This is a genomic window from Vibrio sp. St2, from assembly GCF_947311885.1.
GTDB classification, from domain to species: domain Bacteria; phylum Pseudomonadota; class Gammaproteobacteria; order Enterobacterales; family Vibrionaceae; genus Vibrio; species Vibrio coralliilyticus.
Window position 1 is genome coordinate 299356 of the sequence record NZ_CAMZNA010000002.1, and the last position, 24200, is coordinate 323555.

The 24200-nt window shown below is 44.9% G+C and carries 21 protein-coding genes; 6 read left to right on the forward strand and 15 right to left on the reverse strand.

All coding sequences use genetic code 11. From position 1 onward, the window contains the following. Positions 1 to 245 precede the first annotated feature (245 nt). Positions 246 to 1766, forward strand: coding sequence for an aldehyde dehydrogenase family protein (locus QMA41_RS07855; protein WP_040121768.1), 1521 nt, complete (start codon positions 246 to 248; stop codon positions 1764 to 1766). Positions 1767 to 1799: 33 nt separating this feature from the next. Here the strand turns inward: QMA41_RS07855 and QMA41_RS07860 are convergent, their stop codons facing one another. The 4 genes from QMA41_RS07860 to QMA41_RS07875 all read right to left on the reverse strand — a co-directional run bounded on the left by QMA41_RS07860 (position 1800) and on the right by QMA41_RS07875 (position 5188). Beyond that, positions 1800 to 1991 carry a hypothetical protein gene (locus tag QMA41_RS07860; protein ID WP_006961283.1) on the reverse strand — a complete coding sequence of 64 codons (192 nt, stop codon included), beginning with the start codon at positions 1989 to 1991 and terminating at the stop codon, positions 1800 to 1802. A 147-nt stretch (positions 1992 to 2138) separates the two neighbouring features. Continuing rightward, a complete protein-coding gene (locus tag QMA41_RS07865) occupies positions 2139 to 3290 on the reverse strand; it encodes an HD domain-containing phosphohydrolase (protein WP_281629307.1) in 1152 nt (383 codons plus the stop codon). 175 nt (positions 3291 to 3465) lie between these two features. Next, positions 3466 to 4233 (reverse strand): sulfite exporter TauE/SafE family protein, encoded by a 768-nt coding sequence (locus tag QMA41_RS07870; protein WP_040121771.1) that lies wholly within the window; start codon positions 4231 to 4233, stop codon positions 3466 to 3468. A gap of 121 nt (positions 4234 to 4354) precedes the next feature. Beyond that, positions 4355 to 5188 (reverse strand): DUF6279 family lipoprotein, encoded by an 834-nt coding sequence (locus QMA41_RS07875; RefSeq protein ID WP_281629308.1) that lies wholly within the window; start codon positions 5186 to 5188, stop codon positions 4355 to 4357. A 344-nt stretch (positions 5189 to 5532) separates the two neighbouring features. Here QMA41_RS07875 and QMA41_RS07880 point away from each other — a divergent pair, with 344 nt between their 5' ends. Then, the gene (locus QMA41_RS07880; protein WP_281629309.1) at positions 5533 to 5907 is read left to right on the forward strand and encodes a cystatin domain-containing protein; all 375 of its coding nucleotides are present in this window, start codon (positions 5533 to 5535) and stop codon (positions 5905 to 5907) included. Positions 5908 to 5990: 83 nt separating this feature from the next. Here the strand turns inward: QMA41_RS07880 and lhgO are convergent, their stop codons facing one another. The 8 genes from lhgO to QMA41_RS07920 all read right to left on the reverse strand — a co-directional run bounded on the left by lhgO (position 5991) and on the right by QMA41_RS07920 (position 14508). Beyond that, a complete protein-coding gene (gene lhgO / locus QMA41_RS07885) occupies positions 5991 to 7196 on the reverse strand; it encodes an L-2-hydroxyglutarate oxidase (RefSeq protein ID WP_064486464.1) in 1206 nt (401 codons plus the stop codon). Between the two features lie 285 nt (positions 7197 to 7481). Further along, positions 7482 to 7835, reverse strand: a complete 354-nt coding sequence (gene rplT, locus QMA41_RS07890; protein ID WP_004401084.1) for a 50S ribosomal protein L20 — start codon at positions 7833 to 7835, stop codon at positions 7482 to 7484. Positions 7836 to 7876: 41 nt separating this feature from the next. After that, on the reverse strand, positions 7877 to 8071 hold the full coding sequence (gene rpmI, locus QMA41_RS07895) for a 50S ribosomal protein L35 (RefSeq protein WP_019275792.1): 195 nt from the start codon (positions 8069 to 8071) through the stop codon (positions 7877 to 7879). A gap of 103 nt (positions 8072 to 8174) precedes the next feature. Further along, positions 8175 to 8726 carry a translation initiation factor IF-3 gene (gene infC, locus QMA41_RS07900; RefSeq protein ID WP_071881323.1) on the reverse strand — a complete coding sequence of 184 codons (552 nt, stop codon included), beginning with the start codon at positions 8724 to 8726 and terminating at the stop codon, positions 8175 to 8177. Between the two features lie 3 nt (positions 8727 to 8729). Continuing rightward, entirely contained in the window at positions 8730 to 10658 is a 1929-nt protein-coding gene (gene thrS, locus QMA41_RS07905) for a threonine--tRNA ligase (RefSeq protein WP_006961291.1), read from the reverse strand. 253 nt (positions 10659 to 10911) lie between these two features. Beyond that, on the reverse strand, positions 10912 to 12540 hold the full coding sequence (locus QMA41_RS07910) for a methyl-accepting chemotaxis protein (RefSeq protein WP_281629310.1): 1629 nt from the start codon (positions 12538 to 12540) through the stop codon (positions 10912 to 10914). A 276-nt stretch (positions 12541 to 12816) separates the two neighbouring features. Beyond that, entirely contained in the window at positions 12817 to 13839 is a 1023-nt protein-coding gene (locus QMA41_RS07915) for a porin (protein ID WP_281629311.1), read from the reverse strand. Positions 13840 to 14067: 228 nt separating this feature from the next. Then, a complete protein-coding gene (locus tag QMA41_RS07920) occupies positions 14068 to 14508 on the reverse strand; it encodes an Lrp/AsnC family transcriptional regulator (protein ID WP_281629312.1) in 441 nt (146 codons plus the stop codon). Positions 14509 to 14654: 146 nt separating this feature from the next. Between QMA41_RS07920 and QMA41_RS07925 the strand changes: the two genes are divergently transcribed. Together QMA41_RS07925 and QMA41_RS07930 are read left to right on the forward strand one after the other, a co-directional pair. Then, a complete protein-coding gene (locus tag QMA41_RS07925) occupies positions 14655 to 15239 on the forward strand; it encodes a LysE family translocator (RefSeq protein ID WP_281629313.1) in 585 nt (194 codons plus the stop codon). 96 nt (positions 15240 to 15335) lie between these two features. After that, positions 15336 to 16106 (forward strand): siderophore-interacting protein, encoded by a 771-nt coding sequence (locus QMA41_RS07930; protein WP_038161757.1) that lies wholly within the window; start codon positions 15336 to 15338, stop codon positions 16104 to 16106. Between the two features lie 40 nt (positions 16107 to 16146). On the opposite strand, the gene QMA41_RS07935 is transcribed toward QMA41_RS07930, so the two are convergent. Beyond that, a complete protein-coding gene (locus QMA41_RS07935) occupies positions 16147 to 17259 on the reverse strand; it encodes a DUF481 domain-containing protein (protein WP_029236103.1) in 1113 nt (370 codons plus the stop codon). A gap of 264 nt (positions 17260 to 17523) precedes the next feature. Here QMA41_RS07935 and QMA41_RS07940 point away from each other — a divergent pair, with 264 nt between their 5' ends. Further along, positions 17524 to 19353 (forward strand): MFS transporter, encoded by a 1830-nt coding sequence (locus QMA41_RS07940; RefSeq protein WP_281629314.1) that lies wholly within the window; start codon positions 17524 to 17526, stop codon positions 19351 to 19353. On the opposite strand, the gene QMA41_RS07945 is transcribed toward QMA41_RS07940, so the two are convergent. Together QMA41_RS07945 and QMA41_RS07950 are read right to left on the reverse strand one after the other, a co-directional pair. Then, on the reverse strand, positions 19330 to 20214 hold the full coding sequence (locus QMA41_RS07945) for a LysR family transcriptional regulator (protein ID WP_038161766.1): 885 nt from the start codon (positions 20212 to 20214) through the stop codon (positions 19330 to 19332). The two genes, QMA41_RS07940 and QMA41_RS07945, sit on opposite strands and share 24 nt — an antisense overlap. Positions 20215 to 20371: 157 nt before the next feature. After that, on the reverse strand, positions 20372 to 22522 hold the full coding sequence (locus QMA41_RS07950) for a metallophosphoesterase (RefSeq protein ID WP_198562032.1): 2151 nt from the start codon (positions 22520 to 22522) through the stop codon (positions 20372 to 20374). A gap of 495 nt (positions 22523 to 23017) precedes the next feature. Between QMA41_RS07950 and QMA41_RS07955 the strand changes: the two genes are divergently transcribed. After that, positions 23018 to 24166 carry an S-(hydroxymethyl)glutathione dehydrogenase/class III alcohol dehydrogenase gene (locus QMA41_RS07955; protein ID WP_281629315.1) on the forward strand — a complete coding sequence of 383 codons (1149 nt, stop codon included), beginning with the start codon at positions 23018 to 23020 and terminating at the stop codon, positions 24164 to 24166. Positions 24167 to 24200: the final 34 nt, after the last annotated feature.

The following is a 24200-nucleotide window of genomic DNA, read 5'->3' on the forward strand; positions in this document are numbered from 1 at the left end:
TCTTGAGCATTTGGGGTGTGCCATTTTGGAACAGGTGAACATTTTGTTAACACCCAATTCCATCTCCATGCGTTTAAAACAACACAGTCTAAGCCTTGAACACTCTAGCGCCAGAACAAAGTCACAACAAGTTTTTAACAATTGGTCTGTGATTTGCGTTAGTTAGATGAATGGTAACTGAAGTGTTCACCTGTTGGTGACAGCTTCAAACATAACTTGAACGAGAAAATAATAAGGATATTTCTATGATTTACGCACAACCAGGCAGTCAGGATTCGGTGGTTAACTTCAAAACCCATTACGACAACTACATTGGTGGAGAGTGGGTGAAACCTGTGTCTGGCGAATACTTTGACAACACTTCACCAGTCAATGGGCAAGCTTACTGTAAAGTTGCTCGTTCAGGTGAGGCAGACATCAACCTGGCACTTGATGCGGCGCATAATGTCAGAGCGAGCTGGGCAGCCACGAGTGTAACAGAGCGTTCCAATATTCTCCTCAAGATTGCCGATCGCATTGAGCAGCACCTTGAAGAGCTTGCCGTGGCAGAAACATGGGAAAACGGCAAACCAGTGCGTGAAACTCTTGCAGCGGATCTTCCTCTTGTAGTCGACCATTTCCGCTACTTTGCGGGCTGTATCCGCGCTCAAGAAGGCAGCGCTGCCGAGCTTGATGTGAATACCGCGAGCTACCATTTCCCTGAACCTATTGGTGTTGTCGGCCAGATCATTCCATGGAACTTCCCTATGCTGATGGCAGCTTGGAAACTGGCTCCAGCGCTCGCGGCAGGTTGTTGTGTGATTTTGAAACCGGCTGAGCAAACCCCAACTTCTATCTTGCTTTTGATGGAAAAGATCGGTGATTTGATTCCAGCAGGCGTAGTAAACGTCGTCAACGGATTTGGTAGTGAAGCGGGTCAAGCACTAGCCACCAGTAACCGTATTGCCAAGATCGCTTTCACAGGCTCGACTCAAGTCGGTAACCACATTCTTAAATGTGCAGCCGATAGCCTAATTCCTTCAACTGTGGAACTGGGCGGTAAGTCACCTAACATCTATTTCCCGGACATCTTCGACCATGAAGACGAATACTTGGAGAAGTGTATCGAAGGTACGCTATTAGCCTTCTTCAACCAAGGCGAAGTCTGTACCTGCCCTTCACGTGTATTGGTGCATGAGTCCGTGTACGACAAGTTCATCGCCAAAGTGGCCGAACGTGCAAAGAGCATCCAGCAAGGTAACCCGCTGGATACAGACACTCAGGTAGGTGCACAAGCTTCTCAGGAACAATTTGACAAGATCCTGAGCTACCTAGAGATAGGCCGCCAAGAAGGCGCGAAAGTTGTGTTCGGTGGTGAAGTCGCTCAGCAAAAAGACGATATCGAATCGGGTTACTACATTCAGCCAACACTTCTTGAAGGCAACAATAAGATGCGTGTCTTCCAGGAAGAAATCTTTGGCCCAGTCATCGCCATTACTAAGTTTAAGGATGAAGCCGAAGCACTTGCCATTGCGAACGATACCGAATATGGCTTAGGCGCAGGTGTCTGGACGCGAGATGCCAATCTAGCCTACCGCATGGGTCGCAACATCGAAGCGGGTCGTATTTGGGTGAACTGTTACCATGCCTACCCAGCGCACGCTGCCTTCGGTGGTTATAAGAAGTCAGGTATTGGCCGTGAAACGCATAAGATGATGCTGGATCACTACCAGAACACCAAAAACTTACTTATTAGCTATGACGTTAACCCACTCGGTTTCTTCTAAACATAAAGAGCGCCCTAGGGCGCTCTTTTACTGTCAGGCTTCTTCGTGTTTGTCGCTTTCTTTACGCTTGTCATTCCAATACAACATGCCACTGGCGATCAACGCTACCACTGAAACGGTGAACAAAGCCGGCATCTTTAAAATCCAGGCAAAGGTTGCCGCCAGAAAAGCAATAAATGTTACCATTCTGCTGCCTGACATCACACGACCTAGTTTTCTGTCCATAACTCCTCCTACCAAGAGAAAAGAAAGGGAAAAAGTGAGGTAGGTAGAGCGCGCTTTTTCTACACAGTCATTGTGGCACTTTCGGGCAAAAATTAACCTAAATCCTTATCAAAACATCTAACAATGTGATTCATAATTGCGCTTCGATCACGAAGCTATAGCGTCTACCGCTTCAGCTCGATCAACGTAGGTCGCTCGAATATCAAGAAACAGTTCGAGGTTAGACACTAGAACCCTGACGCACTGTGGATCGAAGATAACACCTTCATTTTCTTCGATATATTCCACCACCTGTTCCACTGACCACGCTGGCTTATAGGCTCTTTTGCTGAGCAATGCATCAAAGACATCCGCCAGTGTGACAATCCGAGCCTCGAGCGGAATCGACTCACCTTTCAAACCATCAGGGAGCCCTTTTCCATTAAAATGTTCATGGTGATGACGGACGATATTCTTGATAAACGCGATTTCTTCACCCGAAACGGAGTTCACACTCGATAGCGAAATTACATCGTCGATAATACCTTCACCATAAACCGTGTGGCGGTTCATTATTTCTCGCTCCTGAGGTGTATATCGACGATTACTGTACAGAATCTCATCAGGAATCATGTACTTGCCAATATCATGAAAGGGCGCATACAAACGGATACGATGAATAAATGGGTGTGTCACTTCAGCAACGTTTTCTGACAGTAAACGGGCAATCAGCTCACTGTACATTCCCATCCGCGTCAGATGCTCTTGCGTTTCGGGATCACGAGCGTGCCCCATATTCAACGCAACCGCCAAGGTAGACTGAAAATGTTTCTGGTTTTCATACAATTGGACAAACAAGCCTGCGATGAGCTGCGACAGGTAGGCAAAGTCTCGTTGACTGTTGCTAAGGCTGAAAAAACCATCTTCAGAAGCATTGAAAAATATGAAGCCAATCGTTTTTCCCTGATAAGAAATGGGAAAGGTGTAGCTGCTACTATGACCGAGTTTAATCAGTTCCTTGATTCGCTCTGTCTGAAGCATGTCGCGCAAACAGTCGACAATTCGAATATTAGCGGTAAATGCAATACTGGTAAGTGACGAGTTTTCTCTTAGTTCTTGCTCAAGATAATCATATCGACCGATGTCTGCCAGCTTGTCTCTGACATAATAATTAGACACGGTATTGTTACCAATCAAGGCGATGGAAAAACGGGAGAGCGGTGGGTAAGACTTCATTGCCAGAGCATAGATTTCGTTCAGCTTGGAGATGATGTCCTGATTTTGAGCAGCCGTCTGGTTGAACGCTGTGTAATCAAACATGCAATGAGTAACCTTTGTTGTTGTGATAATTTGAAGCAGTTTCTCAGTATAGAAACTAAACGTATCAAATATTTAACAACTTGCTTACCAACACATCAGCAAACTTAGAATTTCATCATAATTTATGTGGTTATTTATGAGACACAACATGACTAACTATGATCTGTCGATTCATTCACGCCCAATAAACATCGTAGAAAAAGTATGTAGTCATCAAAACGCTCGATACCGCCACAAAACCTTTGACGTATTGCTGAGGCACATTACGCGATACCCGTGCAGCGGCGTAACCTCCAGATAGCGTCCCTAGCATCACGACAATCCCTCTAGGCCAGTCAATTGAGCCATCCAGAACAAATACTAAGATGGCCGTTAGAGAAACGCAGGAAGACACCAAAAGCTTAAGGCCATTCATTTGGTTAATGTCTTTGTACCCAGCAAGAACCAAATAACTCAGTACGATGACCCCTAGCCCAGCGTTGAAGAAGCCTCCATATGCGGAGACCAAAACCAAAAACAAGGAAAGTGCGATGGTCGACCAAACGGGGCTTACAGAGCCCTTACGAACCAGTTTTCCAGACCACTCACTGATTTTGTTGCCGAATAAGAACAACACCGTCGCAAACAACAGCAACCAAGGGATGGCTTCTAGAAACAGAGATTCAGACACGCTCAGCAATAGGTAAGCCCCTAAAGCGCCACCGATTAAGCTCAGGATAACTGTAAACAGAATGGTTTGAGGATGTTTACCGATGTCTTGGCGAAAGCCGTAAGCACCACTGACGTAACCAGCACAAGCGGCAAAAGTATTAGTTGCGTTGGCGATAACAGGAGGCACGCCAACAAACAGTAAACTAGGAAACGTGATGAAACTACCACCACCTGCAACGCTGTTAAGAATTCCGCCAAGCACTCCGGCTACAAACAATAGAATCCATTCCATCTTTTTGATTCAGTTGAGGATTATTAGCCCAATGTAGCGGCGTTCTCTCCTCAGGTAAACTAAAGGGGCAAATTTTTTGCCCCTTTGGAATACGATGAAATGGCTTACTACGCCAACTAGATCACTGAATATCGAGTGCGATGTTTTTCCAATCACGCAGCTCTTGTCGGTAATACGCGGTCTGTTTGTCTGTCACTGAGTTTATTATTTTAACCAAATACTTATCGGCAACCGCTTTATTGTGGCCAATCTTTTGCTCCAACTCCATCGAATAAAAACTAGCGGGATTAAACATCAGCTGTTGGAAATGAGGTTGAAAATATCCGACTTGCATACGATTGGTAAGCAAAGCATTCATTTCCACTCGCATTTTGGTTTGATGATCTATCCAGTCATATGAAGTTACATAGAGTTGGGAGGTCCACTCCTGAATCATTCGTTCTTGTTCAGGCGTTACAGAACCTAGCCAGTCATCAAAATTCTCGGTGATTTTTTCTTCATAGTTTTCACGAATTTTGTCTTCAGTGAGCTTCTGATATTTCTTTTTATAACGTGTATGTCGAACACGAATATTATCCATTAGCTCTTCAGCTTGGTCGTCAGACAGCTCACTCGCTAATGCAAACATTTCTGGCGCTATCTGGCTGACCAGTCTTTGAGTATGGCTCTGGAATTGCGCTTCTTGCTGCTTTAAGTCTTCTTCAGTAAACGATTTAGGATCAAGCGCAATGAGCTGATCCAAATGCTGGATATAATTTGGAATCTCTTCCCGTCGATGCCAATCGCTGAGCACTTCAATTTTTTCACTGACCAGTTCTTCTTGCTCGTCATTTAATTCAACAAAATCTTCCAGATACTCAACCAACAACCAATCCATGTTGTTATAAACAAACTTGGTACTACAGCCAGTTAAAGCAAAACAGAGCGCTGTTAACAATCCCCATTTTTCCATCATCCATTCCTCTGCCCAACACTGCTGAGAACATTATAATTATAGCTCCCACACCTTTAGAGAGTGTGCGCTGGTTAAATTACCAGCAAATTAAATACCAGAATTTTTGAATGCGCTTTAGCTGGCTGATATTCCATAGAAACCTCTGACAACCATCTATCCTGACTTCACGCGTTAGCTCGTATCGCACTTAAAAGCGGCAACACCTTTCCTCATGCCCAACTCTGACCTAAATTTAACCTGTTGAACGTCTAAATCTCTATGATTAATTGAACGGAAGCCACGCACTCTAAGTAATAGATTGACCTAAGCTTCGCTTACATTCTTAACATCAAGGCACAATAATAATGAACAGAATTTTTGCTTCGTCAGTGATCTCTGTATTGGTACTTGCAGGCTGTGCTACACAATCGCAGCCCGAGCCGGAACAGGAACTCGCTCAAAATCCAATATGCATGGAAAAAGGGTTGCCTGGTGGATGGTCGACCTCAAGCATAACGCCTGAAGTCATGAGGGCGATGGATACCATTCTGGGCCAGATGAACACCGAATCCCCCGTCAAACAAATCAATCAGGTGAGGACCCAAGTGGTCAGCGGGATGAATTACGCCATTGAATTTACCCTCGAAAATGGCGAAGTGTGGCATGCCGTGGTCAATCGGAACCTTCGGGATGATTATATGATTGAGCGAATTGCCAAGCCTGGGCCGCTTTGTCCATAACTTCATTACATAAATCAAAAAGGGCAGAGGCCATTACCGGCTCTGCCCTTTATGATTAATAGATAACCTGAAGCACTACTGCTTTACTCGAACTTCTCTTCTATTTTTTTGCAAATATATTCGCCAATCGGAATGGCTGAAGTAGCTGCAGGGCTAGGTGCGTTGCAGACGTGAAGGCTTCGAACACTTTCAGAAAACAAAAAATCATGTACCAGTGTACCGTCTTCTAGCACAGCCTGAGCACGCACACCTGCTGGATACGGTTGCAAATCTTCCAATGCCACTGCAGGGCAATATTTATTGATTAACTTGAGATAGCCCGGCTTCCACCATGAGTTTTTAAACTCTTCTAGCCCAGTATTTAAGTGTTTCGCTGAGACACGCCAAAAGCCTTTAAACAACAACATTTGCAACGTATCACGTAGGCTGAAGTTAAACCTCGAATACCCTTCTCTCTTCCAGCCTTGCACCGCATTGGGCCCTACCGTCACACTACCATCTATCATGCGAGTAAGGTGTACCCCAAGAAACGGTAACTCAGGGTCAGGAACGGGGTAAATCAGGTGATTAACGATTTGATTGTGTTTCTCAGGTAATTGGTAGTATTCGCCTCGATAGGGGATGATTTGAAAATCAGTTTTAATCCCCAACATTCGCGTCATTCTGTCTGCCATTAAACCGCTGCAAGTGATCAGATGTCGGGTATTAAGCTGCATTGTTTGCCCATCTGCGACACACGTAAGCTGAATCTCCTCTTCAAGCTCTTGCGCGGCTACGACTCTCGTTCTCAACCCAATCAACCCACCAGAGGCCGTGAATTCTTCAACCATGCATTGAGCAACTTTCTTGTAATCGACAATGCTTGTCTGCTTAACGTAGATAGCACCTAAGCCCGTAATATTGGGCTCTGCCAACTTCAGTTGAGCTTGGTCGAGCAATTCAACATCAATTTCATTTTGCTGGCAACGTTCAAAAAGAGCTTCCATCCGCTCTAATTCAGCGTCTGTCGTTGCGACAATGAGCTTCCCGCAGTTTTCTACGTCGATACCGTGACGCTGACAGAAATCGATGGTCGCCTGCACGCCACGCTTACAAAAGTCCGCTTTGAGACTTCCGGGTTGATAGTAAACGCCAGCATGAATCACACCGCTATTGTGACCTGTTTGATGCTGCGCAAAATCGGCTTCCTTCTCTAACAGAAGTATTCGCTTAGCTGGGTATTTTTGTTTTAGCTGCCATGCAGTAGACGCACCCACAATGCCTCCACCAACAATAATATAATCGTGCACGACGTCCCTTTCTCTTAGCCCATATCAAGACAGCATCTTAATCTCAATTGTGCCTAATTGCGCATAGATGGAGCACAGTCACAGCAATGTCTAATAGTTAAGCCAGATTAATCGTGCGATTTGTGACTTGCTATCCAATATATTGGCAGAAGAAAAGTAATAAATGGATTGAAACATTTGACCAATACCGTAGGGGTTGGTCATCTTGAACGAAATGTGGGAATAGCAGAAACAAAAAAGGAGAGCCGAAGCTCCCCTTTTCTTAATCCTAATAACTAACTCTAATTAAAGAGCAGCTTTCGCTTTTTCAACTAGAACTGCGAATGCAGCTTTGTCGAATACCGCGATGTCAGCAAGGATCTTACGGTCGATCTCGATAGATGCTTTCTTAAGACCGTTGATGAAACGGCTGTAAGATAGACCATTCTGACGAGATGCCGCGTTGATACGTGCAATCCATAGTTGACGGAATTGACGTTTCTTGTTGCGACGGTCACGGTAAGCGTATTGACCAGCTTTAGTAACTGCTTGGAAAGCTACGCGGTAAACACGTGAACGTGCACCGTAGTAACCTTTAGCTTGTTTTAGAACTTTCTTATGACGTGCACGAGCTTGTACACCACGTTTTACGCGAGGCATTATGCTTCTCCTAAACTAAACGATAAATAAACTAAAAAGAATTAAGCGTATGGCATCATACGAACAACTGCAGCCACTTCACACTTAGGAAGGATTGCGTTTGGACGTAGTTGACGCTTGTTCTTAGTAGTACGCTTAGTCAGGATGTGACGTTTAGTAGCGTGCTTGAACTTAATACCACCAGCAGTTTTCTTGAAACGCTTAGCAGCACCTTTGTTGGTTTTCATCTTAGGCATGATGAATAACTCCGCATTGTAGTAGTTTAATAAACATGTAATCAGGGCGAATAAAACCCCGCCGTTTAAAAACGGCAGGGTTTAATTACTTGTAAGCCGTTAATTACTTCTTTTTAGGGGCAAGAACCATGATCATCTGACGACCTTCGATCTTCTTAGGGAAAGATTCCACTACTGCTAAATCAACAGTGTCTTCCTTAAGACGATTTAGAACGTCAACACCGATCTCTTGGTGTGCCATTTCTCGGCCACGGAAGCGAATTGTTACCTTCACTTTGTTGCCTTCTTCAAGGAAACGCGTCAGGTTGCGTAGTTTTACCTGATAGTCTCCAATATCAGTTCCAGGACGGAATTTTACTTCCTTAATCTGAACCTGTTTTTGCTTCTTCTTCTGCTCTTTAGCAGATTTGCTCTTCTCAAAGAGGAATTTACCGTAGTCCATTACTCGACATACTGGTGGCTCAGCGTTTGGACTGATTTCTACTAGATCCATACCCGCTTCTTCAGCTGCTGCTACTGCTTCTTGAATAGAAACAACGCCAACTGACTCGCCATCAGCGCCAGTCAAACGAACTTCACGAACGCCACGAATTTCACCGTTTAAACGATGAGCATTTTGTTTGGCCGGTACTTGGCCGCGTCTTCCGCCTTTAATAGTTTATTCCTCCAGATTGAGCTTACGGCTTGAAATCTCGTCTTGGATGTATGAAATAAAGTCATCCACTTTAAACTTGCCGAGATCCTTACCTTTACGAGTACGTACTGCAATCTCTCCAGCTTCCATCTCTTGGTCGCCACAAACCAGCATATACGGTACACGCTTCAAAGTGTGTTCGCGGATTTTAAAGCCAATCTTCTCATTTCTCAAGTCTGCTTTAGCTCTAATTCCACATTTTTGTAGTTTTTGGGCCACTTCCTGAGCATAATCCGATTGCTTATCAGTAATATTCATAATTACTGCTTGCTCCGGAGATAGCCAAGTCGGGAAGAAACCGAAGTATTCTTCAATCAGAATACCAATGAATCGTTCTAGTGAACCTAGGATAGCACGGTGAATCATTACAGGAACTTGACGTTCGTTGTTTTCATCCACATAAGTCGCACCTAGACGGCCTGGTAGGTTGAAGTCTAGCTGAACCGTACCACACTGCCATGCACGGTCTAAACAGTCATGCAGCGTAAATTCAATTTTAGGGCCGTAGAATGCACCTTCGCCTTCCTGAAGCTCATATTCAATATTCATTGCTTCAAGAGACTGCTTAAGCGCTTCTTCAGATTGGTCCCAGATCTCATCTGAGCCCACACGCTTCTCAGGGCGAGTCGATAGCTTAACGACGATGTTATCGAAACCAAATGTTTGATACGTATCGTAAACCATCTTGATACAGCTAGTCACTTCCTCTTGGATTTGACTCTCAGTACAGAAGATGTGTGCATCATCCTGAGTGAAGCCACGTACACGCATAATACCGTGTAGCGCACCAGAAGGTTCGTTACGGTGACACGAACCAAATTCCGCCATACGTAGCGGTAGATCACGGTATGATTTAAGACCTTGGTTAAAGATCTGAACGTGACCTGGGCAGTTCATTGGCTTGATCGCGTATTCACGGTTCTCAGAAGACGTCGTGAACATCGCATCTGCGTATTTGTCCCAGTGACCAGAACGTTCCCAAAGCACTCGGTCCATCATCAATGGGCCTTTTACTTCTTGGTAACCATATTCATCTAGCTTAGCGCGGATGAAGACTTCCAGATCACGGAAGATAGACCAACCATTGTGGTGCCAGAACACCATACCCGGTGCTTCTTGCTGCATGTGGAATAGGTCTAACTGCTTACCAATCTTACGGTGGTCACGCTTCGCCGCTTCTTCTAAACGAGTTAGGTGCGCTTTCAGCGCTTTTTTGTCGTGGAATGCAGTACCGTAGATACGCTGAAGCATCTTGTTGTCGCTGTTACCACGCCAGTAAGCACCAGCTACGTTAAGTAGCGTGAAGTGCTGACAGAAACCCATATGTGGTACGTGAGGACCACGACACATATCGATATATTCTTCATGATGGTACAAGCCTGGACGATCGTCACGAGATACGTTCTCGTCAAGGATTTCAATCTTGTACGTTTCACCGCGAGCTTCAAATGCATCGCGAGCTTCCTGCCAGCTAACCTTTTTCTTGATTACTTGGTATTTGGTCTTAGCCAGCTCTTTCATGCGCTTTTCGATCTTATCCAGATCTTCTTGCGTTAGAGAGTGCTCTAGATCGATATCGTAGTAGAAGCCATTGTCGATAGTTGGACCAATCGCCATTTTCGCTTCAGGGAAAAGCTGCTTGATCGCGTGACCAAGTAGGTGAGCACATGAGTGGCGAACGATTTCTAGGCCATCTACTTCGTCTTTAACTGTGATGATTTCTAGGCTTGCATCTTGTTCGATAAGATCGCATGCATCAACACGGTTGCCATCTACACGACCTGCGATGGTTGCTTTCGCAAGACCAGGACCGATAGATTGAGCGACTTCAAGAGTAGAAACTGGGTTGTCAAATTGACGCTGACTGCCGTCAGGAAGAGTAATAATAGGCATTTAACTGTCCTTTACAGTGGTGTTGCACACCAAGCAACACATGCAATTTAAAATCATGTCATTAACTGAGAAAACAAAAGGTTAAAGACGAGAGTTTTGTCCTTTTCTGCGCAAATACGAATGCACAATTCAGGAGCGAACGAGCATTGTAACCAAATCAAATAAAATAACAATCCATGTCACAGAAATGTCTTAAATAAGAACAAGGGCTGATGAGCGCTCAACAGCCCTTTGGAATGAAAACAATGACAACTTAAAGCTTGAAGAACGAAAGCTGCGCTTTCTGTTTTTCTGCCAACTGTGACAGCTCCGAGCTAGCACTCGCGCTTTGGCTAATGCCCGTTACGTTTTGGTTAACCAACTCAGACATGTTCACCACGTTTCGGTTGATATCCTGAGTGACCTGAGACTGCTGTTCGGCTGCCGTGGCCACCTGAGTATTGGTGTCATTAATATTAACCACTGACTCGGTAATACCGACCAACGCTTCGTTAGCTTGTTTCGCCAGTTGATTGTTTTTATCTAACATTTCCAAGCTCACCTGCATGCTGTCGTTTGCTAAGCCGGATTGCTTCTGTAACTCTTCAATGATCGCTTGAATTTCGCCAGTCGACTCTTGAGTGCGAGCTGCCAGCATTCGGACTTCATCCGCGACTACAGCAAAACCACGACCAGACTCCCCTGCTCGCGCCGCTTCAATCGCTGCGTTCAGCGCTAGCAAGTTTGTCTGTTCAGAGACGCCACGAATCACTTCAATCACATCACTAATTTGCTCTGATTGCTCTTTAAGAGTCAGTACAACCTGAGCCGCATTATTCAGTGCATGACTCATCTGTGCGCTGGCTTCACTACTCTCTTGGAAGATTTGTAGCCCTGATTTTGCCAATTGATCAGCTTCACGTGCCGTGGAGTCAGCGAGCTGAGCATTGTCACTGACATTATCTGCTGTGCTAGCCAGTTCGTTGACAGCAGAAGCCACTTGCTCAATCTCCGCCAGCTCTTGCTGAGCATTACCTTCAGCTTGCGTCATCACTGCCGCTAGTTCAGTAGATGCCGATGCTACTTCTTCACTAATACGCATCAACTCGTCTACCGTCATGTGCAGTTGTTCAGCCGTGGAATTCACATCTTTGCTTAGCTGAGCGACTTCGTTTTCACCTTCAGAATCCGCACGAGCGCTCAAGTTACCTTGAGCAATTTCGCGCATCACCGATTGTAACTTTTGGATAGGCGTTACGATCATGCCTGATAGCAGCCAAGCGACAAAAAGAGAAGCCGCCAAAACAGCCAATACCGTATACATCGCAGTGTTCTGAACTTTCTCGTTATTGCGAGTGCTCTGTTCCATTGCTTTACCAGCAAATTCATTCACTTTTTGAGATAATGTATTGATTGCACCGACCATTTCATTACCCGCGTTACGGTACTGAGCAATGAAGTTGTTGTATTCCTGTTCACTGACCGCACCGTTATCACGACGAGTAAACAATTCAACCGAGCGGTTGGAAAAACTGACGTAACTCTCAATGGCACGGCGTACCACATTCACATCATCACGAAATGTTTTTCTCGATGCCATCATGTCGAGGTCTTTTTGAATCTGAGCCATTCCAGCTCTCAATTCGTTCAGGAAGACTTCGCGACGAGATGCATCATAAATCGCATACACGGCACTGATTCTCAGCGGGTATACCTGATCATCGATGTTTGCCAGCGTATCTTTATAAAAGATTAGAGAATCTGTGTTAGAGGCAGTCGTTGCTTGCTCTTCTTGCAAGTTGTTCTTTGTAATCCAAAGTGCGACGAGCAGAGTAATCGTTGTTAGTAATACAGGTAATAAGACCTGACGGCGAATAGACAAGTTATTTAATGATTGTTGCATTGAATTAATCTCAATCAATTAGTTAGCGTCTTCCTTGATTCGGGAATATTCCCATATAAAATCAGGCGGCAATTCTAGAGACAAAATGTGACCAAGCCCACAATATTATTTGTTTAATTTCATATAGTTACAGACATATAAATCAATGAAATTTCATTAACAAAACAAATATATCTAGTTAAAGAAAACGCCGAGATTAATTAATGTTTATTTAAATTACCTGTAATAAAAAAGCCAGGCTGATGCCTGGCTTCGATTTAGATGGAAACACCTTAATTAAAAGTCGTAACGTACACCTAAACGTAGGGTATCTTCACCAGCAGTCACGATGCCGCTGGCGTCTTTAACTTCCGTCAAACCATTCAGGTAGTAAGAAAGGTAAGTACGGAAGTTACCATTGAATTTGTAGTAACCCACCACTTCTACGCCATCGCTCGCATCAGCTTTCGTGCCGTTTGCCGCTTCATTTTCCTGATTGGTGTAAAGCGCCGCTGCTGAGAATTGATCCGTGAATTGGTACTGAGCTACAAATTCCATTGCTGTGAATTCTTTATTAGTCGCACCTGTTGCTTTGTCATCCAAATCACCCGTTGAATAACTTGCACCTAGGTATAAAGCATCAAATGTGTAACCCAAACCCGCTAGGATCTGTGATTCGCTACCGCTACCTGTACCCAGATCTGCGCCAGAGAACGAAAGGCCAAGATCAAGCCCCATTGGCAATGAATAGAAACCTGCCAAGCTGTAACCATCTTTGTCTTTTTCATCGTTCGCACGGAAAGTCGCTTTTAATTGCAAAGCCTCGACTAGGTAAGCAGAGTAAGCAATCACGCTATCTTCTTTGTCGCTCGAAGAGCCGATAGTCTGCTGAATACCAGAGAATTCAGTAATATCCGTCATGTCAGAAACAATAACTGACGCCATATCTTGACGGCCAAATGAGAGTTCACCAAAGTTACCCTTCATGCCCGCGTACATGTAGCGGTTTTCAATTTCAGTGTCCGAGTTGTCACTGTTTGAAGCACCAGCACCAGTTTTGTGCTCAGCCTCGTAAACACCAAAACCAGTCAAAGATTCGCTAAGTTGGGTTTGACCTTTAAGGTTGATACGAGCTCGTGTGCTGTCATCCATAGATCCTTCGATTTCAGCACCATCAGAAGTGCCAATAAAATCACCACGAAATTCAACTCGTCCACCGATTTTCAACTCGGTACCATCAGAACTGTAAACGGTTGCTGCTAAAGAAGAGCCCGACGCCATAGCTGCGATTACCGCTGAAGCTAACACTGCTTTTTTCATCTTAGTTACCTTTATATTTTCCATGAGCACAATGCTCGAAATATGAGATACGGTTAAGCTAGATAAACGGCGTGAAGCTTTGATGGCTAAGCGATGACGTTTAAGTGGCGAACTAATGTCTGATTAATGACAATAAAAAGAGCCAACTCATAGCGTTAGCTCTTTATGGGGTGACTTTTACAGCTTAATGAAATTGGTGAGTGGTATTATTCGGAAAAACTGATGTTACTAGCGTTCATCTTTAGGTGTGTCCATCACCACCATAGTGGTAATAGAGTTCACCTGTCGGCACTCACCAAGCACATCGGCGTGAAACTTCTTGTAGCTAGGAAGATCCTTAGTCTCAACTCTAAGCAGGTACTCATTTGAGCCGGTAATGTTGTGGCACTCTACGACTTCGTCAACAAATCTGACATGCTCTTCAAACTCTAACTGAGCTTGTTTTCTGTGACTCGCCAAACCAATGGAAACATAGGCAGCAAATCCAACACCAAGTTGGCTGCTATCCAATACAGCACGATAGCCTTTAATAACGCCTTGTTTTTCTAATTCCTGCACTCTTCGCAATGTTGCTGAAGGTGATAAACCAATCCGTTCAGCGAGATCAACATTAGAGATCCTTCCGTCCAATTTCAGCTCGTGCAATATTCTTTCGTCAAACTTATCCATGTCGCCTCTATATTGTGCAATTTCAGGTTAACCTTCGAATAAAAACACAAAATTGCGCCCCAATCCACCTAATATAGAACTCGACCGGTCAGACAATTCATTCAACGCAATAATCTTGCTTCTCCAAGCAAGAACAGGAGTCCATCATGGAATTAGAACAACTTGGCGCTCTGGTGCTTTTTGCCTTTGTCTCGACCTTCACTCCGGGGCCTAACAACATTATGCTGATGACCTCAGGAGCAAATGTAGGTTACAGACGAACTCTACCTCATATGTCAGGGATAGCCTTTGGGTTTGCTTTTATGGTGATGTTGGTCGGTATTGGTCTGACGGGCATTTTTGAAGCTTATCCAGTGACTCACCAAATTCTCAAATATGTCAGCCTAACTTACCTTGGCTATCTGGCGATTAAAATTGCCCTCAGTGGTAAAGCGAAAGACGTTGAAGACTTCAAGCCAATGACCTTTTTAGGCGCAGCCAGTTTCCAATGGGTAAACCCTAAAGGCTGGTCAATGGCACTTAGCTCAGTCACTTTGTACAGTAACGGCGGCGGCTGGTTTGAGCTTTCGATCATCGCTTGTACCTTCTTACTGGTGAATTTTCCATCGGGAAGCTTCTGGATCATTGCTGGTCGTGAGCTCCAGCGCTGGTTAACAAGCAATATCAGAGTGAGGAGTTTTAATGTGCTTATGGCGGCATTGCTAGTCGGTTCAACCTTGCCGATGCTGTGATCAAGCGCTTCAATGTAAATAATGTTAAAGATACTGTCTCGCTGACGAAAGTGCTGTTAATCTAAATGCGAAAGAGAATAATTATCGAGTAGAAGTATGAAGAAGCCATCAGCAAAATCACTTACCGTCCAGTCAACACAAGCAATCACTCCGAACATGCAACGTATTACGCTGCATGGCTCAGAGTTAGCTGAATTTCCAGCCGATTGCACTGGCGGCTACATCAAGCTCCTGTTTAATCGAGAAGGTGGTACAGATTTAAGTCAACTAGGTGAAGAAGAACGCCCCGTGATGCGAACTTACACAATTCGCCATTTTGACCCAGTAGCCTGTACAGTTGAAGTCGATTTTGTTCGCCACATCACTCAGGATTTACAGTGTGGTTTCGCTGCACGTTGGGCAATGCAAGCTCAGGTTAATGACAACATCGCTATTGCAGGGCCAGGGTCCATTTCGGCCTTAAATCTGGAAGCAGATTGGTTCTTTATGGTCGCCGACATGACGGCTCTGCCAGCTTTAAGTGTTAAAGTTCGAAGCCTACCTGAACAGGCAAAAGGTTACGCTGTTATTCAGGTTGAATCAGAAGCAGATGTTCAGCCAATTGAGGCTCCAGAAAACGTCAAGGTTATCTGGCTCACTGCATCACAATCTCTTGAAGAGCAAGTACGAAGCCTGCCTTGGTTAGAGGGCAACGCTTCCGTTTGGTGTGCATGTGAATTTGATTCAATGCGCAAACTAAGGAAGTACTTCCGTAATGAAAAGGAAGTGGCTCGCGAGAATATCTACATCAGCAGTTACTGGAAACAAGGTGTGTCAGAAGACGGCCATAAGGTAATCAAGCGACAAGACGCCGACGAAAATCAATAATCAAAAAAGCGAAGCTCGATAGCTTCGCTTTTTCGTTTTATTAGATTTCGTAACTCAGACCGAAATTGATTTTGTAGTCGTCTTTTTCTGGTACGACACCATCCGAATCGGCCTTGGTTTGCGAGACGTGATCCCAAGTGGCTTTGATACTGAATTCCAGATCGCCGACTAAGTCGATATCAAATCCAAGATCATTTTTATGGCGCATACCACCCGCGTCATCACTCGCCCAATCTAGGTTATAGGTGTAACTAAAGTCGATGTCCTTGGTCAACTCGTATTCGAAGTTTGATTCTAAGGTCAAAATCGTACTGCTGGCACTTGAGTCTTCGCCCTCTTCTACTGTTGAGAACTCACTGTACTGCATACCCGGACCAATCGATACATCCCACTCTGTATCAGAGTTGGCGATAAAGAAGTAACCCACCTGCATCGAAGCGTTTACCTGATAATCCAAGTTCTGAAATTCGTCACTCAACGCTGAGAACTTGATCGGCCTGAAAAACAGTCGATTGTTGATATAAATATCGTAAGAGCCGTCAAACTGACTCTTCTGAGCCGTTTTCTCTTCGTTGGATTCAGACACTTCATGGCGTGCATTAAGCTTGGTTCTAGACTCCACCGTATTTCGCTCAGCTTCGACTTCACCCAGCATCGAAAACTCATCAGTGTTCCCTTTGCTGATATCTAGACCGAAGAATAAATCCGCAGTCCAATAATCCGAATCTTTCTCAGAGCCTCGGTAAATAGAAACCACCTGAGTAACCGGGAATGATTGTTCCTGATCGCCTTTTTTCAGATAGAGCTTGTTATCTCGGATTGATAAATAGCCGTCATGGATCTCTCCGCTAGCCGTGCGGATGGTGAAATAACTTGCTGTCTCAAGGACAGAGACATCTTCAAGTTCAATTTCCTGATCGCCAAGGTCATCGCTGTCGAATTCGATTTCCTGATCGTATGAGTTAGATTCCTTTTTAACAGTTCCAGTCAATTCACCTTTTAGCACTTCACCGGATTTCAATTTCACCCAATCGTCACTTTCATCGATGTAAACAGTTTGGCTATTAAGCTCTTCTGTCACTTCTTCGGCCGCAAAGGCATTTGGCTGGGCAACAACAGTGGCAATACAAAAAGCCGTTACTTTAAGTTTCATCTGTACCTTTTCTGTCTGGTAGGAACCAATCGCATTGCGCATAAGATAATGAGGCAATAAACACTCAATGTCAGAAGCGAGACAGGCGATTGTCAATGTTAATTGGCATGATAATTAAACAAGATGATGTAAAAAAGCGAAGTAGTGCAATCTCGATATGCGATATTAGTCATACAATCATCGAGCCAATAAAGCCACCAAACCATAACAATCCATTTACAACCCTCTTGTAAATGGCTCTTTTTTGCTTTTAAATCAATTGTTATGACTATCGCAGCGACACTCCGGCCACTAGCACTACTTTTCATCAGCTCATTCTTGCTGATGAGTAGTCATGGCTTGAGCGGTATCCTACTCCCGGTTTCACTTGCGGAAGCGAATATCAGCATCCAGTCGATAGGTTTCGTACTCTCAATGTATTCCGTCGGATTTCTGCTCGGTGCAATCCTAGGAAAACGTATTCTACGTAACATAGGCTTAGTGCGGACTTTTGCTATGTGCGGCAGCCTCGGAGCCAGTGCGATTCTTATCATGGGGCTAAATTCCGATGTCTGGATGTGGGCAATAATGCGGGCTGTGATGGGCTTTTGTATCGCTTGTGCAACGACCACTTTAGACACTTGGTTCAATAGTGTGTCGACCGAATCCAACCGCGGGAAAATTCTTGCGGTCAATCAGGTGGTTATTCTCAGCGCAATTACACTCGGCCAGTTTGGCCTCGCCATTGCACCGCCAAATGAAACCACCCTGTTTATTGTATGCGGTGTGCTTTTCAGTATTTCAGTCACCCCAGTGGTCTTCATTTCCCAGTTCGAGCCACAGATCGAGCAATCGGACTCCATCCCCCTCAAGTCCATTTACATTCTTTCTCCGCTGGGCTTTGTCACCTGTTTCGTGTGTGGCATCTTATACTCCACCATTGCCAACATGCTGCCGATATACGCAGACGGCATAGGTATCACTGGCTTCCAGCTTTCTGTCTTTATGGGCGCAGCGACAGCCGGCGGGATCTTATTACAGCTGCCAATGGGGTATTTATCTGATCGATTTGAGCGGCGCAAAGTTATTCTTGGCAGCTGTTTTGTACTCGCTATTGTCAGTTTTGCGCTGCCTGTTTCGATTGAATGGCAATGGTCGATCACTCCACTGATTTTGGTCGCGCTGACCATGGGCCTCATTGCCTGTCTCTATCCTTTGAGTATTTCCGAAACCTTTGACCGAGCTACGAAAGCGCAGCTTGTGCCAGTATTGTCAGGTTTACTTTGTATCTATGCGATCGGCTCCATTGCTGGCCCCTACACTGCCTCCATATTAATGGAGCGACTCGATAACAGTGCACTATTTACGTTCCTAATCATGGTGGACTTAGGCCTTATTGTATTCACCATTTATCGGATGTCGGTTCGCGAGGCTCTGCCAGTCGAAGAGCAAGAAAGCTTTGTCATGCACACGCCCGCCTCTATTCATGGTGAACTGGATCCTCGAACTGAGTATCAGGAACACTCGTTGTATGTAGAAGAGGCTTTAGAACAGGTAGAAGAACTAGCAGCATCACACCCTTCCAATGCAATTACTTTTATTCGCAGCCTTGCTAACAAGCAACCCGAATGGGCTGTGACAATTGCAGAACGCGCAGCACAAATCGAAAGTATAGATACCGTCCTGCTTTTCAGAGCCATGACTCTGACCAACCCAGAGCTTTCAGTGGATATAGCGAAGCGCCTCGCTGAATCTGACGACAACCAGATAGAAGAGCTAGTAGAATGGCTGGTTGAGAAAGAACCTGAAAATGCAATGTCGATCATCGCGGCTATCACTGAATCAATGGAATCAGACCCAACCAAGGTAATTGAAACGCTCGCAGAGCATGACCCTGACAAACTAGTCGAAGTGAGTCAGGAGCTGGTGGCCAACATGGTAGAAAACAGCAGCAATTTGAGACCCGCTGACCGTGACGACGCTAACCTGACGGAATCGGTTGAAGAATGGGTCAATGCAGTATCTGAAACTGCCCCTGCACAGGCCGAGGAAATAGCCGAAATGGTCGAGCAATCCATTCAAGATGCAGACTTAGATTCCAGTACTCCCACCTAGCTTTTCGGCCAGAAAATCAATCAACAGACGAACTTTAGGTGACAGGTTTCTGTTTTGAGGATACAAAGCCCAGATCCCTTCTCGATCATCCCGATAGTCAGACAATACTTCAATCAGCTCACCAGAATCCAAGCCTTCTCGCACGTAATAATCGGGAAGCTGCACTAGCCCCAACCCTCGTTTTGCAGCATCCAATAAAGCGGAGCCAGAATTGCAATGAATACGGCCGGAAACTCGTAGAGATTTTTCACGCTTGCTCTCTTTGAAGCGCCAATAATCAATAGAGCCAACTAAACACTGGTGATTCTCCAGTTCAGATAAAGTATGCGGTTCGCCAAAGCGCGCTAAGTAATCAGGACTGCCACAAACATACAATTGGCGACTGGATAATCTCTTGGCTACCAAACTAGAATCTTGCAAACGACCCAACCGAATCGCCACATCCACACCCATTTCTATCAGATCGATTTTTTGGTTCGTCAGGTTAAGGTCCAAATCAACCTGAGGGTAAGACTCTAGAAAGTCGAGCAGTAACGGCGCTAAATGCGTTTCACCATATGTCACCGGCGCCGTCACTTTAAGCAGCCCTTTGGGTGTAGATTGCATTTGAGTCACAGCCAGCTCCGCCAACTCTAAGCCTTCGACCAAATGCTTACACTGTTGGTAGTAAACCTGCCCCGCTTCGGTAACTGAGACTTTTCGCGTCGTGCGGTTAAGCAGTTTAACAGCCAGCCTCTCTTCAAGCGCAGAAACCCGCCTGCTGATCTGCGCGACAGAGGTATCTAGTTTCTTTGCTGCTGCGGTAAATGACTGCGTTTCCGCGACTGCGACAAACTCACTCACACCGTCCCAATTGGCCATACTGGTGGTTCCTAGCTGATTGACTCGCGCTCATTGTCCCACATTCAGTTAACCCACAACAGGTACGTGCTTATGAATTTGCAGCGGTCAACACAATGCAGTGAACCAATAAAGCGCAAATTCACGCTTTATTGGTTGCTCACCTGCTGGCTCTGCATTACTGCATGATTTCTCTTTCTACCGCTTGCTTAAGATCGGTTAGCGATTGCTGTTCAATATTAATCAGGAAATGATCGCTCGCTTGCCCCGTAGCAAATTTGTCCAATATGACGAATAGGCTCCCAAAGCGAGAGCGGAACACTTGCCCCACTGTGTAATCACCAATATCACCGATGTCCGACTCTACCGTCCCTGCAAACTCAGACAACTCACGACTCAATAATTCGTATTGTTGAAGTGTTAAAGTTTCAATATCACGGAATGCCAGCTCATCAGCATTACGTAGTCGGTAGAAGTCAATTGCCAAGTCCTGACCTTGCCAGCTAGCAAAATCATCGAGACTTAGACCTGCATCGCTGGCTATAACTTCCGCTTTTGCTGTTGCGTCTTCCCAATCCTCTTCGAACTGTTCAAAATCTGCCGCAGGTGAAATTTGACACTTAGCAACATCAACGTCCAACTCGTCCGCCAATGCACACACGGTAAAGTTTGTTTCTAGCTGAGACATGATCATCATTTCTTTGCCGTCCATATGCATAATCATGTTGCGCATTCCAAGTGGCCAATCATCTGGTAAGAATCGTAAACGCGTCAATTCTTTGATGTGCCAATCAACCAATTGGTAGTAGCTCTCAGAGTCTAAGATTTCTTTGTTCCATATTTTCGCTTTCGCCTCTTCATCATTGCCGGCAACATCGGTTAAGTGCTCATGTTCCACTGCATAGTGCTCGAACAACTCGTCAAAACGTGCAACTTCATCAATGACGACCGTTTCGACTTCGATCTGTTGATCTGGACGGATCTTGAGAACTTTATATGCTGGGATATAGCCAGCCAATGAAGGAGCCTGGATGTTAAACAGAGTATGCTCTACGCCATTGATGTTATATGTCTTCTTGCCTGTATCGTTGAAATGCATGTGACCGCCAACATGAATATTAAGACCTGTCGCAGCGAGAGCTTTACTGGTTTCATTGTCGGGTTCACGGGCTAGCTGATGGCTGCCTTCTCCAAATAGATCTTCAATCTCTTCTGATGCGCCATTGTAAAAGTCAGTCATCGGGAAGTGACTGAACGACACCAGTGTCTTATTTTGTTCTTTTGCGGCTTTAACCACTTCACTGATCCACTCAATGACTTGCTGTTTATGGGTCAGCATCATGTTGTAACCAGCACTGCTAGACCCTTCGAAATCATCCCCATCATTTGAACCTGAGGCTGAATCCTGCTTCGGCTGATAAACGTTAGCGTCAATAGCCAGTAGCCAAAGCCCTTTGACCGGCTCAACCAAGTAACTGGTATCAGGAACGTACGAACAGTTAGTATAATTATCTTGCTTGTACTCTCCACCAGTTCCTTGGTGACAAATCTCGAACATGCGTTTGTCATAGGTCGACTCAAAAGCCGCACGCTCATAGGAGTAGTTCGCCTTTAGTTCATCGCTGGTGTATGGAGTTTCAAAGTAGTGATAGCTCTCTTGAGGATAAAAGCCATGGGTACCCAAGATATCCATAATCTCTCGGTATCCCCAGTAGCGAACTTCTTCTGTACAGATAGTAGGAAGACCATCGCCAGTATCGATAACAGCCGTATCTCCTGAGTAATCTACGCACACATCCTTGCCACGGCTGTAGATTGGTTGCTCTTGCCCCTCTTCCCCTAAATAATCAGACTTTCCTGCTGGAATAGTGAATGGTCGACTAGGATCATGGTTTCCCGGCGCTGCGAAAAACTCCAACCCATAAGTGCTACGATAATAGTCAAAAATCTGTACTAAACCACGCATATTTACAGGCTGACCATCGTCACTAAAGTCCCCAGGAAGCGCGACGTACTTAATGCCTCGATCCACAATATCATCGAGTGCTGCGATCATTGCGAAGTAGTTTTCGTTAAACAATCGAGTCGATTCCATTTGAGACTGCATGGTGCGAATAGTGGCATTATCGCCACTCTTAGCATTGAAAAGCCCCTCGAATGAACCGTCTTGGAAATCACTGTATACATCATGGAAGTGGATATCGGGCATAAAGGCGACTTCCACTGTATTGTCCAGACCATTGGATTGATCATCTGATGAATCCAATGGGCAACCCGTGAGCACAGTTGCGACTGTTCCTGCAACCAATGCATGCTTCACTCTTCTCATTTACTCTTCCCAAAATGTATTAACCAAAATTGGCGAGGAGAGTAGGAGCAATAAATGACAATTCCGTTACTGACAAATGACACTTTTCGATTCAATGCGTCATTTCGTGACAATAGTTCAACTTATTGATTTTTAGGTAATTAAATATATAAACATCCCAAACCCGATAGGAAAAAGCATCGAAATTAAGAATATAAATCTCGATGCATCACACCAGCTAAAGATTGGTAATTGCTATTTAAACCCACTTTTTGGCTTATTTACTCAGGGGGTACACACACCTTCAACACTTCAACACTTCAACACTTCGACGAGTTAGCCTGACACCTAATCACTTTCTATTATTACATATACGTAAAAATCATTTTCAAATTAAAGGGATTATCAAATTTTAAGAAATATTTAGAATAGTCACCAACCAAGCGAAACAGCGAGAAGAGAGTTCCTCGTCTACGCTTAGAACGTCAAAAACAATTACACATAAAGGAACATCCAATGGCACTTGATATCCAACCAGGTCAAACATCTATCAAATCAAAAGCAATGGTGGCATGGGCTGCTGGCGAGCCACTAAAAATGGAAGAAGTTGATGTACAACTTCCAAAAGCAGGTGAAGTGCTAGTACGCATCGTAGCAACCGGTGTTTGTCACACGGACGCATTCACACTATCAGGTGACGATCCAGAAGGTATCTTCCCTTCAATCCTTGGTCACGAAGGTGGTGGTATTGTTGAAATGGTTGGTGAAGGCGTAACAAGCGTTGAAGTTGGCGACCACGTTATTCCTCTATACACCGCTGAGTGTGGCGAGTGTAAGTTCTGTACTTCAGGTAAAACTAACCTGTGCCAAGCAGTGCGTGAAACTCAAGGTAAAGGCCTGATGCCAGATGGAACAAGCCGTTTTTCCATCAACGGAGAAACTATATTCCACTACATGGGCTGTTCGACTTTCTCTGAGTACACAGTTCTTCCAGAAATCTCACTAGCGAAAGTAAACAAAGAAGCACCGCTTGAAGAAGTATGTCTTCTAGGTTGTGGTGTAACAACCGGTATGGGCGCAGTTCTTAACACTGCTAAAGTAGAAAAAGGCGATACGGTTGCTATCTTCGGACTAGGCGGTATTGGTCTATCTGCAATCATCGGTGCTCGTATGGCTGGTGCAAGTCGCATCATTGGCATAGACATCAATGAAAGCAAATTCGATCTAGCGAAGCTGCTTGGCGCGACTGACTGTATCAACCCACAAAAATTCGACAAACCAATCCAAGAAGTCATCGTTGAGATGACAGACGGTGGCGTAGATTACTCATTCGAATGTATCGGTAACGTCAACGTAATGCGTCAAGCGCTTGAATGTTGTCACAAAGGTTGGGGTGAATCAGTAATCATCGGTGTTGCGGGGGCAGGTCAAGAGATCTCAACTCGTCCATTCCAGCTGGTAACCGGTCGTGTATGGCGTGGCAGTGCTTTTGGTGGTGTTAAAGGCCGCTCTGAACTTCCTGAAATTGTTGAACGCTACATGGCGGGTGAGTTTGGTCTTCAGGAGTTCATTACCCACACTATGGGCCTTGATGCCGTCAATGACGCCTTTGACTTAATGCACGAAGGTAAGAGCATCCGTACTGTTATCCATATGGATCAGTAATCCTAGATTAAGCCATTAATAAGTCGCCACATCA